The organism is Streptomyces sp. NBC_00104, from assembly GCF_045160825.1.
GTDB lineage: Bacteria > Actinomycetota > Actinomycetes > Streptomycetales > Streptomycetaceae > Streptomyces.
In genome coordinates, this window is record NZ_CP108215.1 from 1,378,833 (window position 1) to 1,391,445 (window position 12,613).

A 12,613-nucleotide genomic window follows, 5' to 3' on the forward strand; every position below is an offset into this window, starting at 1 on the left:
CTCCGGGGCCACTTGCCTCAAGCAATGGAACTGAGTACCGTAAAATTGATATTGAGTACCAGTATGGAGGTTCCGGCGTGGATTCCGTTGCACACAGCGAGTCCGGTCTGCCGATCCAGCCGGTCTACGACGGCCGGGCGCTCTCGGGCTTCGACGCGGGCGCCGGTCTGGGCGCTCCGGGTCGGTTCCCGTTCACCCGGGGTGTGTATCCGTCGATGTACACGGGCAGGCCGTGGACGATGCGGCAGTACGCCGGGTTCGGCACGGCGAAGGAGTCCAACGAGCGGTACCACGAACTGGTCGGTGCCGGCACCGGTGGCCTGAGCGTCGCGTTCGACCTGCCGACGCAGATGGGCTACGACTCCGACGAGGCCATCGCCCGGGGCGAGGTCGGCAAGGTCGGTGTGGCGATCGACTCGATCGAGGACATGCGGACGCTCTTCCAGGGCCTGCCGCTGGACAAGGTCTCGACGTCGATGACGATCAACGCACCCGCCTCCGCCCTCCTCCTGCTGTACCAGCTGGTCGCGGCCGAACAGGGCGTGAGCGGCGACCAGCTGACCGGCACGATCCAGAACGACGTGCTCAAGGAGTACATCGCCCGCGGCACCTATATCTTCCCGCCGAAGGAGTCGCTGCGGTTGATCAGCGACATCTTCGCCTACTGCCACAAGGAACTGCCGCGCTGGAACACGATCTCCATCTCCGGTTACCACATGGCCGAAGCCGGGGCGAGCCCCGCGCAGGAGATCGCGTTCACCCTGGCCAACGCGAAGGAGTATGTGCGTACGGCGACCGCGGCGGGTCTGGACGTCGACGACTTCGCGCCACGTCTGTCGTTCTTCTTCGTCGCCCGGACCACGCTGCTGGAGGAGATCGCCAAGTTCCGCGCCGCCCGCCGTATCTGGGCCCGGATCATGCGTGACGAGTTCGGTGCGAAGAACCCCAAGTCCCAGATGCTGCGCTTCCACACCCAGACCGCCGGTGTGCAGCTGACCGCCCAGCAGCCCGAGGTCAACCTCGTCCGAGTCGCCCTGCAGGGTCTGGGTGCGGTGCTGGGCGGTACTCAGTCCCTCCACACCAACTCCTACGACGAAGCCATCGCCCTGCCCACCCAGAAGGCGGCGCGGCTCGCCCTGCGGACCCAGCAGATCATCGCCTACGAGACCGACGTGACGAAGACGGTGGACCCCTTCGCCGGGTCGTACGTCATGGAGTCGATGACCAACGACCTCGAAGCGGCGGCCCTGGGGCTCATCCAGGCTGTCGAGGACCGCGGGGGCGCGGTCGCGGCGATCGAACAGGGCTTTCAAAAGTCGGAGATCGAGAAGTCGGCGTACCGAATCGCTCTGGAGATCGACAGCCAGGAGAGGACCGTCGTCGGTGTCAACAAGTACGTCCTGGACGAGGAAGAGCCCTACGCAGCACTACGCGTCGACCCCCAGATCGAGAGCGAACAGTGCGAACGCCTCACGGCGCTGCGCAGGGAACGGGACAACGGCGCCGTTCAGCGTGCCCTCGATGCCCTGCGCACTGCAGCGCGTGGCACGGACAACGTCCTGCCCCCGATGCGCGAGGCCCTGGGGCTGTGCGCCACGGTCGGCGAGGTCTCCCACGCCCTCCGCGACGTCTGGGGCGTGCACGTCCCGCACGACGTTTTCTGACGCAAGAGAACCGATCTCTCTTCGGGAGCCCTCGCACACCACTTCCGGAGTACGAGCATGACACCTCAACGACTTTCCTCAGCGTGCCTGCCGTTCGGCCGCCTCAACCAGAAGGGACCCACCCGGTGAGCACCCGGACCACAGACCCGTCCGACGCCGACATTCACACGACCGCGGGGAAGCTCGCGGATCTGCAGCGCCGTATCGATGAGGCGACGCACGCCGGCTCCGAGCGCGCGGTGGAGAAGCAGCACGCCAAGGGCAAGCTGACGGCCCGTGAGCGGATCGAACTGCTCCTCGACGAGGACTCCTTCGTGGAGTTCGACGAGTTCGCCCGGCACCGCTCCACCGACTTCGGCATGGAGAACAACCGCCCCTACGGCGACGGTGTCGTGACCGGCTACGGCACGGTCGACGGCCGCCCGGTCGCCGTCTTCTCCCAGGACTTCACCGTCCTCGGCGGCTCGCTCGGCGAGGTCTTCGGCCAGAAGATCATGAAGGCCATGGACTTCGCCCTCAAGACGGGCTGTCCCGTCATCGGCATCAACGACTCCGGCGGCGCCCGCATCCAGGAAGGCGTCATGGCCCTGGGCATGTACGGCGAGATCTTCCGCCGCAACACCCACGCGAGCGGTGTGATCCCGCAGATCTCCCTCGTGGTCGGCCCGTGCGCGGGCGGCGCGGTCTACTCCCCCGCGATCACCGACTTCACGGTCATGGTCGACCAGACCTCGCACATGTTCATCACCGGCCCGGACGTCATCAAGACGGTCACCGGCGAGGACGTCGGCTTCGAGGAACTGGGCGGCGCCCGCACCCACAACGCCACCTCCGGCGTGGCCCATCACATGGCGGGCGACGAGAAGGAGGCGATCGAGTACGTCAAGCAGCTCCTGTCCTACCTCCCGTCGAACAACCTCAGCGAACCCCCCGCGTTCCCCGAACAGGCCGACCTCGCCCTCACCGACGAGGACCGCGAACTGGACACCCTCGTCCCCGACAGCGCGAACCAGCCGTACGACATGCACACCGTCATCGAACACGTCCTGGACGACGCGGAGTTCTTCGAGACCCAGCCCCTCTTCGCCCCGAACATCCTCACCGGCTTCGGCCGCGTCGAGGGCCACCCGGTCGGCATCGTCGCCAACCAGCCGATGCAGTTCGCGGGCTGCCTGGACATCGACGCCTCCGAGAAGGCGGCCCGCTTCGTCCGCACCTGCGACGCCTTCAACGTCCCGGTCCTGACCTTCGTCGACGTCCCCGGCTTCCTCCCCGGCGTCGGCCAGGAACACGAGGGCATCATCCGCCGAGGCGCCAAGCTCATCTACGCCTACGCGGAAGCCACCGTCCCCCTCATCACGGTCATCACCCGCAAGGCCTTCGGCGGCGCCTACGACGTCATGGGCTCCAAGCACCTCGGCGCCGACCTCAACCTCGCCTGGCCCACCGCCCAGATCGCCGTCATGGGCGCCCAGGGCGCGGTCAACATCCTCCACCGCCGCACCATCGCCGCCACCCCCGACGACGAGCGCGAGGCGGTACGCGCCCGCCTCATCCAGGAGTACGAGGACACCCTCCTCAACCCCTACACCGCGGCCGAACGCGGTTACGTGGACGCGGTGATCATGCCCTCCGAAACCCGCCGCCACCTCACCCTCGGCCTCCGTCAACTCCGCACGAAACGCGAGTCCCTCCCCCCGAAGAAGCACGGAAACATCCCCCTCTAGGCCCCAGGAGCGTGCCATGACGATCAAAGTCGTACGGGGCAATCCGACCCCGGAGGAACTCGCCGCCGCCCTGGCGGTGGTACACGCTCGCGTCGCGGCGGCATATGTTCCCAAAGCACCCGAGCGGCTTTGCGAGTGGGCGGACAAAGCGCGCGATATCCCTCGCCACACCCTCACGCAGCCGGGGTCGACAACCTGGCGAACCTCCCATTGGCCCCGTTGAACGAGCGGGGTCCCGCCTCGTCCCGCGACTTGGAGAACTCATGAATGCCCTGCAACAGCGGCCGGAGCCCAGCACGGCTCCGGCACCCCGCGCCCGCGTGGTGGTCGCCAAGCCAGGACTCGACGGCCACGACCGGGGCGCGAAGGTCATCGCCCGGGCACTGCGTGACGCCGGCTTCGAGGTGATCTACACCGGCCTCCACCAGACTCCCGAACAGATCGTCGCCACCGTCATCGCCGAGGACGCACCCCTCCTCGGGCTCTCCGTGCTGTCGGGCGCTCATCTGACGATCGTCGAGAGCGTATTCCAGCTGCTGAAGCAGGAAGAGGCTGGTGACGTCCGCGTTCTTGTCGGCGGCATCATCCCCGACGACGACATCCCCACGCTGGAAGCCCTCGGCGTCGACGCGGTCTTCACCCCCGGTTCGGGCATCAGTCAGATCGTCGAGGCGGCGAACCGCCTCACCACGATTCGGAGCGACACACTGGAGCCGTCATGCTGACCAAGGTGTTGATCGCCAACCGAGGCGAAATCGCTGTCCGCGTCGCCCGGGCATGCCGGGACGCCGGGATCGCGAGCGTGGCCGTGTATGCCGAGCCGGACCGGGACGCACTGCATGTGCGGGCCGCGGACGAGGCGTTCGCGCTGGGTGGTGACACGCCGGCGACGAGCTACCTGGACATGGGCAAGGTGCTGCAGGCGGCGAAGGACGCCGGTGCGGACGCGGTCCACCCCGGCTACGGCTTCCTTTCGGAGAACGCGGAGTTCGCGCAGGCGGTGCTGGACGCGGGTCTGATCTGGATCGGCCCGCCGCCGCAGGCGATCCGCGACCTGGGCGACAAGGTGGCCGCCCGTCACATCGCCCAGCGTGCCGGCGCCCCGCTCGTCGCGGGCACCCCCGACCCGGTCTCGGGCGCGGACGAGGTCGTGGCGTTCGCCCGGGAGCACGGTCTGCCGATCGCCATCAAGGCCGCCTTCGGCGGCGGCGGGCGCGGCCTGAAGGTCGCCCGCACCCTCGAAGAGGTCCCCGAGCTGTACGACTCCGCCGTCCGCGAGGCCGTCGCCGCGTTCGGCCGGGGCGAGTGCTTCGTGGAGCGCTACCTCGACAAGCCCCGTCACGTGGAGACCCAGTGCCTGGCCGACAGCCACGGCAACGTGGTCGTGGTCTCCACCCGTGACTGCTCCCTGCAGCGCCGTCACCAGAAGCTGGTCGAGGAGGCCCCGGCCCCCTTCCTCTCCCCGGCGCAGAACGCCGAGCTGTACGCCGCGTCGAAGGCCATCCTCAAGGAGGCCGGCTACGTCGGCGCCGGCACGGTGGAGTTCCTGGTCGGCCTGGACGGCACGATCTCCTTCCTGGAGGTCAACACCCGCCTGCAGGTCGAGCACCCGGTCACCGAGGAGGTCACCGGCATCGACCTGGTCCGCGAGATGTTCCGTATCGCCGACGGCGAGGAACTCGGCTACGACGACCCGCCGCTGCGCGGCCACTCCTTCGAGTTCCGCATCAACGGCGAGGACCCCGGCCGGGGCTTCCTGCCCGCCCCCGGCACCGTCACCACCTTCGCCCCGCCCGCCGGCCCCGGTGTCCGCCTGGACGCGGGCGTGGAGTCCGGCAGCGTGATCGGCCCGGCCTGGGACTCCCTGCTCGCCAAACTGATCGTCACCGGCGCCACCCGGCAGCAGGCCCTGCAGCGTGCCGCCCGCGCCCTGGAGGAGTTCCACGTCGAGGGCATGGCCACCGCCATCCCCTTCCACCGCGCGGTCGTCACCGACCCGGCGTTCGGCCCCGAACTCACCGGCTCCACCGACCCCTTCACGGTCCACACCCGCTGGATCGAGACCGAGTTCGTCAACGACATCAAGCCGTTCGCGACCCCGGCCGACACCGAGACCGACGACGACACCGACCGCGAGACCATCGTCGTCGAGGTCGGCGGCAAGCGCCTGGAGGTCTCCCTCCCGGCCGCCCTCGGCATGACCCTGGCCCGCACCGGCCTCGCGGCCGGCGCCAAGCCCAAACGCCGCGCGGCGAAGAAGTCCGGCCCGGCAGCCTCCGGCGACACCCTCGCCTCACCCATGCAGGGCACCATCGTCAAGGTCGCCGTCGAGGAAGGCCAGGAGGTCAAGGAAGGCGACCTCGTCGTCGTCCTGGAAGCCATGAAGATGGAACAGCCCCTCAACGCCCACCGCTCCGGCACCATCAAGGGCCTCAGCGCGGACGTCGGCGCCTCCATCACCTCCGGCGCCACCATCTGCGAAATCAAGGACTGACCCACGCATAGAACCCCCGCGCCCCCTGCTCCACAGGGGCGCGGGGGACCGCGCGAGCAGCCCGCCGACGCGTGCGCGGCCCGTGCGCGGCATTCCTGGAAGCCGGGTCAAGGGGTCCATCGGCCCCACATACTCCCTCGCCCACTGCAACCGACGTCGGGCCGAGCCCGAGCCGACTCGTCCTCAGCACGGGCCAGCTCGCCGATACGACGCTCCAATGCCGTGCAGTACGCGCTGAGGACAGCAGCCTCCTGCCGGCGCCCGGCCTCTTCGCGAAGTGCGTCGGCGAGTTGATCGCGAACAGCTCGTCAGACGAACTCCATCTGCTGCCGCGTCACAGTCTCCCCGGCAGTGAGTCCGAGCGCGGGCAGGCCGCGCCCCATCCACACCTGAGGGTAGGAGCCCGGCCATTGGCCACCGCCTGCGGCCACGGCCAGCGGACGTCGCCCCGCAGTGACAGCGTGCAGGGCAGTGTTGGCCGCCGGCGCCACTGCCTGGCAGGAAGTACGAGCAGTTGCCGTAGCCCCCGACCGCTGCCTAGCACCAGGCGGCCGCCCCGGGCAGAGCACGATCCGGACCATTCCCGGGCCAATGGCTCCGACGAGCTGCCCGTAGTCGCCATGTGCGCAGGTCAGCGATGCATTGGTGCTGTACCACCAGCAGACGAAGAATCTGCCGGTGAGCTACTCACCGAAGAAGCTGGGCTTCTTCTACTGGCTCATCTCGATTGGTGGGCTGGGTAATTGATCGGTCGTCTCTGAAGCGGCGACCTGCCTCCAGGTGGTCATGGGGTGGCTGTGGGGCGTCGTCCGGAGGTGTTCGTCCGGCCGGTCAGTTTGGAGGAGGGTCGGCGGCTGCAGCGGATCAGCCGGACCGCGAAGGATCCGGTGAGGCTGCGGCGGGCGATCGTGGTGATGATGTCCGCCAAGGGCCGGTCGGTGCCGGACATCACCTCGCTGTTGCAGGTCAGCGCCGACTACGTCCACGATGTGATCCACGCGTTCAACGAGCGAGGGTTCGACGCGCTGGACCCAAAATGGAGCGGGGGACGCCCCAGGACGATCAGTAGCCGAGTGCGCGAGCACATCTGCCTGATCGCTCGGACGTCCCCCGCCGACTGGGGACTCACCGGCCCTCCGCGGCGCCCGGCGAGCGGGCCGGCGGCATGCAGCGGCCCGGCTGGACGGTCCCGCCCGGTTGCGTGCCGAGCGCGGGCCCCAGCCGGGTGGCAACGGGTGGCACCGCCACGTGAGCGCCCGCCCTTGCCTGGAACAGGCAGCGGCCGCGACGGCGCCGAAAGCCTTCACTCGATCTCAGGCGAGAGTCCAATTGACGCTGTCGGTGTACGTGGAGCCGTTGATGGTCGCGGTCACCAGCACGGTGTTCTGCCCCGGCTTCAGTGTGATGCCGGCCCACCTGAAGATGTGGTCGCCGCTGCTCAGGGTTCCCAGGGAGGTGCCGTTGAGGGTCGCGGTGACCTGGTCCGCGTTGGAGTAGACCTTCAGCTCGGTGGTGGCATCGGTTCGCTGGGTCCAGCGACGACTGGTGATGTGAAGGGTCGGAGTGCTCGCCCAGTTGGCCTTGTACCAGTAGAAGGCGTCCTTGCGGATCTGCCGGTCGCGGGTGACCAGGCCCTTGTCGTTGATTCCGGGCCGGTCTCCTTCGTTGCGGCCGTCGGAGGCGAAGTCGAACATGGCCCAGACGAACGAGCCCCACATGTACGGACGGGCGGCGAGCTGTTTCCAGGCCGCCTCGTGGAACAGCGCCTGGTACTCCTCCGGGTGCCAGGAACCCCCGGGTGCGGGCTTGGGCGGGTTCAGGGCGTGCTGGGTGGTGCTGGCGCCGACGCCGTACTCCGACATGGCGATCTTGCGGGACGGGGAGTTCGCGTGCAGGTTGTCGGCCCAGGCACCAAGGTCACCGTCCTTGGAACCGTAGTACCAGCCGTAGTACTTGTTGAAGCCCGTGGTCCGCGTGTGCAGCCCTGCCTGCGCGTTGTCGGGGTCTTCGCCGCGCACCGCGTAGGTGGAGAGCCGGTCCGGGTCCTCGGCCTCGATGATGCCGGCCAGTGACGCGAGCAGTCTGTTCGTAGCGGTGCCGTTGTAATCGGTCAGCTCGTTGCCGATGCCCCAGAAGACGATCGACGGGTGGTTGTAGTTCTGCCGGATCAGCTCACGCATCTGGTTCTGGGTGCTGGCAGTGAAGGCGGGCGAGTCGGTGACGGAGTTGACCAGCGGGATCTCGGCCCAGACGATCAGCCCGCGTTCGTCGGCGAGTTCGTAGTCCTTCTGGTCGTGCTGGTAGTGCGCCATCCGGATGGCGTTGGCGCCGAGTTCCCGGATGAGGTCGAAGTCCTGTGTGTGATCGGCGTCGGTCACCGCCCAGCCCTTGACGGCCCGCTCCTGGTGCAGATTGACGCCGTGCAGGCCGAGGTGGCTGCCGTTGAGGTGGAAGCCGGTGTCGGCGTCCACTGCCACGGAGCGAAGGCCCAGGCGTTCGGTCACCACATCCGCGATCCTGTCCGCGCCCGCGGTGACGTCATGGATCTCGACGCTTGCGCTGTAGAGGTACGGATCCGCCAGGCCGTTCCACAGGCGGGGGCGGTCGATGCCGAGGGTCTGTCTGATCTCGGCGCCGGCGGCCGCGGCGAGGGTCTGCGCGGTACTGCTGCTCTCCGCGACGACGGTCCCGCTCTTGTCGGCGATGACGCTGCGGACGACCACCGATCTCGTGGTGCTGCTGTCGTTCCACAGCTTCGTCGTCACCGTCACCGTGGCCGATGCCGCGGTCACGTTGCTCTGCCGCAGGTAGATCCCGGGGCCTGCGTAATCCTCCATCCGCACATGCAGGTTGTCGATGGCCCACAGGCTCACATTGCGATAGATGCCACCCTCGAAGGTGTAGTCCGCGCTCACCGGCGCGATGTTGGTGTCGCGGGCGTTGGTCACCTTCACCGCGATCACGTTGTCCCCGCCCGCAACGAGCACGCCGGTGACGCCGAACCTGAACCGGGAGTATCCGCCCTTGTGCTGCCCGAGATACGTGCCGTTGACCCACACGTCGGCGACCTGGTTGACCCCGGCGAACTGCAGATACAGCCTCTTCCCGGCCAGTTCGGACGGGACGGTGTAACGGCGGCGGTACCAGCCCACTCCACGGTGGTAGTTGTTGCCACCGTCGGCACCGTCGACGGCGTTCCAGGTGTGCGGTGTGTTGATGGACGCCCATCCGGAGTCATCGAATCCGGGATTTTCCGCACCGCTGACGTCTTCTCTGACGAAGCGCCACCCCTTGTTGAGGTCGATGCGAACACGCGGGTTCGGCGCCGTGTACGTCGTGGCCGCGAAGGCGGCGCCGGCCGGCGGAATCCCCGCCAACGAGGCAAGCACTCCCCCGGCCGTCCCGCTCAGCACCTGTCGGCGCGTGGGGAAACCTGTCATCTCATGACTCACTTTCTCAGAGGTGAAGTAGAAGGCTTTTCTGGTGGCGCTTCGTCGACGGACCGCGGCATCACGTTCACGCCGGCGTCACCGTCGCCTCGGCGAGCTGCAGGCGGTACGTGGTGGTCTCGTCCGACGCGGGCTTGCCGAGCTCGGTGACGCGCAGACGGAAGGGACGGCCGGTGGCGGAGGTGAGGGTGTAAGTCCGGGCGGCCCCGTTGGGGTTTGGTTCGGCAGTGATGGTGCGGAAGGTGGTGTGGCGCTGACCCCGCCGGGCCGGCCCTGAAAGGTGAAGTCGACGGGAAGCCCGCCGTGCCGCCGCCGGACTCGCCGGTGTCCGTGCGCGGGTGGAGGGTGACGGAGCCGATCCACCCACTGGCTCGTCGAACTGGCCGCCGCCCAAATCCACTTCGCGCTCAGCAGACCGCGGCGGACGTCATGGAGGGCGAGCGGAGGCCGTGCGGGACAGAGCTGCCGGGCTCACCGACTTGGCCCGCGTGCCCGGCAGGCGGGATGTTGGTCGTCCCTGCCTTTCGTCTGGTCAGTTGATGCGGACGATCTTCCAGAGCTGGTCGTCAAGCTGAGGCTGTTCCACTGGACGACGGCCGCACCTGCCGTGCTGGAGGAGTTGCGGATGTCGAGGTTGAGGTTGCTGTTGCTGTTGACGTTCCTGATGGTCCAGGCTCCGCCGCCGGCGGACCGGAAGGTGAACAGTTGGCAGGCGCAGGCTGAGTCGCGCCGCTGGTTGGCGGCGGTGTTGGCGGTGGTGGAGCCCTGGGGGATGCCGAGGTACTTGCCGCTGTTCTTGTCGACGAGGACGTACGGTCGTATGGCCCAGATCCAGCAGGTGCTCGGTGGCCGCCCGCGCCAGTTCGTACGCGCCCACGCCCACTCCCACGGTCAGGGTCCGGGCGCAGGCGAAGGCCGGTGGCGCGCCCAGGAAGAGGACGGGCGCGTCGATCATGACGGGCACCTCCCCTTCCACGACGGGCTCGGAGACGACGACACCGTCAACTCCCTGTTCGAGGAGCGACAGCACGGCGCCGGCGATGCCTTCGGGGTCACCGTCCACCGTGTTGACCACACGGAGCGCGTAGCCGGCGTCCCGTACGGCCCTCTCGATGCCCACCAGGAGTGAGGTCGTTCCATACCCGGCCGACCCCAGGGCGGCCACACCGATCGAACGATTTCGGCCCGAGGCCACCGCCCTGGCCGCGTGGTTCAGCCGGTAACCGAGTTCCTGGGCGGCTTGGAGAACGCGTCGACGGGCCTCGTCGGAGACATACGGCTCGTTGTTGAGGACCCGCGACACCGTCTTGCGCGAATCGCCGGCCGCACGAGCCACGTCCTCGCGGCGCGGCGCGGGGGGACCCGCGCCGCGCCCCACCACTGGTGTCATGGGAACTCCCGACGAGTGTGACCACGAGTGACCATCGAACGAGGTCAACCGTATGACCGCGCGGTCACTGACCGCGCGGTCATGTCTACGTAGCCGCAGGCTCCGCGTCAAGAGAAGGTGCAGCATTTCTTCCGTCGCCGACCGGATTCCCTCGCCAGGGGCGGTTCGCTCAACTCGTTCTCCGCAGACGCTTGACAGCCAGTCCCTGGAAAGTTCACTCTTCGACGCGTCAGCCGATTGGATCTGTCCGATCACGTTCGCTTCTGGTCGCATCGTCGACCGCTTCTTCCCGCCACGCCCCCTTGAGCCGATGTGCCATGCCCGGGTTGTGACAGCCTCTCAGGAGCCGAAATGCGCCATTCACCCCTTGGTCAGTCCTTGCCTGGCACCAGCCGCCGCGCCGTGCTGCGCGGACTCGGTGGGGCCGCACTCCTCGGTACTGGTGTCCCGCTGCTGTCCGCCTGCGGCGGCAGTGGCACCGCGGCCGACCCCAAGACCGTCACCGTCGGCTCCAACGCGTCCGACGCCGTCCCGAAGAAGGGGTACGCCGACGTCTACGCGGCCTTCACGAAGCAGTCCGGGATCGCGGTCGACATCAACACCAAGGACCACAACACGTTCCAGGAGCAGATCAACACCTACCTGCAGGGCACGCCGGACGACGTGTTCCAGTGGTTCGCCGGCTACCGGATGCAGTTCTTCGCGGCCAAGGGGCTGGCCACCCCGATCGACGACGTGTGGAAGTCGATCGGCGGCAACTTCCCCGGTGCCATGCACGACCTGAGCAAGGGTCAGGACGGCAAGTACTACATGGTGCCGCTGACGACGTCCCCGTGGGCGGTCTTCTACCGCAAGAGTGTCTTCCAGCAGTACGGCTACGAGGTCCCCACCACGTGGGACATGTACGTCGCCCTGTGCAAGCGGATGAAGAAGGACGGCCTCGTCCCGATCGCCTTCGGTGACAAGGACGCGTGGCCGGCGATGGGCTCCTTCGACCAGATCAACTTCCGCCTCAACGGCTACGACTTCCACGTCGAACTGATGGCGGGCAAGGCCTCCTGGACCGACGCGAAGGTCCGCAAGGTCTTCGACACCTGGGCCGAGACCCTCCCCTACCACCAGGAAGGCGCGGTCGGCCGTACCTGGCAGGACGCCGCCCAGACGCTGGTGGCGAAGAAGGCCGGCATGTACATGCTTGGCATGTTCGTGGCCCAGCAGTTCACCGACAAGGCAGACCTGGACGACCTCGACTTCTTCGCCTTCCCGGAGATCGACCCGACGTACGGGCAGGACACCGTGGAGGCGCCGACCGACGGCATCATGCTCAGCAAGAAGCCCAAGAACCACGCCGGCTCCGTCAAACTGCTCGAATTCCTGGGCACGGCCCAGGCCGAGGAGATCTACCTGAAGGCCGACCCGAGCCTTATCGCCGCCTCCACGAAGGCCGACACCTCCGGCTACAGCGCCCTGCAGAAGAAGGGCTACGAGATGATCAGCGGCGCGAAGCATCTCACGCAGTTCATGGACCGTGACAGCCGGCCGGACTTCACCTCGACGGTCATGCAGCCCGCGCTGCAGAAGTTCATCCGCAATCCCAAGGACATCGACAGCCTGTTGTCCTCGATCGAGCGCCAGAAGAAGACGATCTTCGCGTCCGACTGAGACCGACCCCCTTCTGAAGCGGATGAGCACCGACACCATGAGCTCCGAAACGACCACGGAGATCCCGGAGGCGGCCGCGGCGCCGCCTCCGGGCGCCGCGGGCGGCAAGGGGGCGGGTTCCACAGGACCACCGGCGGCTGCCGACCCGCCGAGACAGGCTCACGCTGGGCCTGATGGCGGGTCTGCCGGCCGGACTGGTCGCATCCGGCGCGCTCGACCCCCACGTC

Annotated in this window: 9 protein-coding genes and 2 pseudogenes; 7 read left to right on the plus strand and 4 right to left on the minus strand. The window is 68.0% G+C overall.

Annotation, left to right across the window (positions count from 1 at the left end; genetic code table 11):
- Positions 1 to 77: 77 nt before the first annotated feature.
- The 5 genes from OG272_RS05915 to OG272_RS05935 all read left to right on the plus strand — a co-directional run bounded on the left by OG272_RS05915 (position 78) and on the right by OG272_RS05935 (position 5,885).
- On the plus strand, positions 78 to 1,664 hold the full coding sequence (locus tag OG272_RS05915) for a methylmalonyl-CoA mutase (RefSeq protein WP_405892768.1): 1,587 nt from the start codon (positions 78 to 80) through the stop codon (positions 1,662 to 1,664).
- Positions 1,665 to 1,789: 125 nt separating this feature from the next.
- Entirely contained in the window at positions 1,790 to 3,391 is a 1,602-nt protein-coding gene (locus OG272_RS05920; protein WP_328222501.1) for an acyl-CoA carboxylase subunit beta, read from the plus strand.
- Between the two features lie 16 nt (positions 3,392 to 3,407).
- Positions 3,408 to 3,614: an acyl-CoA carboxylase epsilon subunit gene (locus tag OG272_RS05925; RefSeq protein WP_326584539.1), complete on the plus strand. Its 207-nt coding sequence runs from the start codon at positions 3,408 to 3,410 to the stop codon at positions 3,612 to 3,614.
- Between the two features lie 40 nt (positions 3,615 to 3,654).
- Positions 3,655 to 4,116 (plus strand): cobalamin B12-binding domain-containing protein, encoded by a 462-nt coding sequence (locus tag OG272_RS05930; RefSeq protein ID WP_326584538.1) that lies wholly within the window; start codon positions 3,655 to 3,657, stop codon positions 4,114 to 4,116.
- Complete coding sequence (locus OG272_RS05935) at positions 4,113 to 5,885, plus strand: acetyl/propionyl/methylcrotonyl-CoA carboxylase subunit alpha (protein ID WP_405895988.1); 1,773 nt, start codon at positions 4,113 to 4,115, stop codon at positions 5,883 to 5,885. The genes OG272_RS05930 and OG272_RS05935 overlap by 4 nt, the downstream gene beginning before the upstream one ends.
- 784 nt (positions 5,886 to 6,669) lie before the next feature.
- Here the strand turns inward: OG272_RS05935 and OG272_RS05940 are convergent.
- Complete coding sequence (locus OG272_RS05940; RefSeq protein WP_327730914.1) at positions 6,670 to 6,834, minus strand: hypothetical protein; 165 nt, start codon at positions 6,832 to 6,834, stop codon at positions 6,670 to 6,672.
- Here OG272_RS05940 and OG272_RS05945 point away from each other — a divergent pair.
- A pseudogene (locus tag OG272_RS05945) lies at positions 6,803 to 7,000 on the plus strand (helix-turn-helix domain-containing protein); the annotation flags it as partial. The gene OG272_RS05940 and the pseudogene OG272_RS05945 overlap by 32 nt on opposite strands.
- Positions 7,001 to 7,198: 198 nt before the next feature.
- Here the strand turns inward: OG272_RS05945 and OG272_RS05950 are convergent.
- The 3 genes and pseudogenes from OG272_RS05950 to OG272_RS05960 form a co-directional block, all read right to left on the minus strand.
- Positions 7,199 to 9,325 (minus strand): glycoside hydrolase family 2 TIM barrel-domain containing protein, encoded by a 2,127-nt coding sequence (locus OG272_RS05950; RefSeq protein WP_405892770.1) that lies wholly within the window; start codon positions 9,323 to 9,325, stop codon positions 7,199 to 7,201.
- A gap of 480 nt (positions 9,326 to 9,805) precedes the next feature.
- On the minus strand, positions 9,806 to 10,165 hold the full coding sequence (locus OG272_RS05955) for an RICIN domain-containing protein (RefSeq protein WP_405895989.1): 360 nt from the start codon (positions 10,163 to 10,165) through the stop codon (positions 9,806 to 9,808).
- A pseudogene (locus OG272_RS05960) lies at positions 10,146 to 10,724 on the minus strand (LacI family DNA-binding transcriptional regulator); the annotation flags it as partial. The gene OG272_RS05955 and the pseudogene OG272_RS05960, both read right to left, overlap by 20 nt.
- Before the next feature lie 351 nt (positions 10,725 to 11,075).
- On the opposite strand from OG272_RS05960, the gene OG272_RS05965 reads away from it, so the two are divergent.
- Positions 11,076 to 12,386, plus strand: a complete 1,311-nt coding sequence (locus OG272_RS05965; protein WP_405892771.1) for an ABC transporter substrate-binding protein — start codon at positions 11,076 to 11,078, stop codon at positions 12,384 to 12,386.
- Positions 12,387 to 12,613: the final 227 nt, after the last annotated feature.

What these genes read in the sequence shown, in the direction of transcription:
- OG272_RS05925 (WP_326584539.1), top strand. Translation starts at nt 3,408, where the DNA reads ATGACGATCAAAGTCGTACGGGGCAATCCGACCCCGGAGGAACTCGCC.
- OG272_RS05930 (WP_326584538.1), top strand. Translation starts at nt 3,655, where the DNA reads ATGAATGCCCTGCAACAGCGGCCGGAGCCCAGCACGGCTCCGGCACCC.
- OG272_RS05940 (WP_327730914.1), bottom strand. Translation starts at nt 6,834, where the DNA reads ATGTCCGGCACCGACCGGCCCTTGGCGGACATCATCACCACGATCGCC.
- OG272_RS05950 (WP_405892770.1), bottom strand. Translation starts at nt 9,325, where the DNA reads ATGACAGGTTTCCCCACGCGCCGACAGGTGCTGAGCGGGACGGCCGGG.
- OG272_RS05965 (WP_405892771.1), top strand. Translation starts at nt 11,076, where the DNA reads ATGCGCCATTCACCCCTTGGTCAGTCCTTGCCTGGCACCAGCCGCCGC.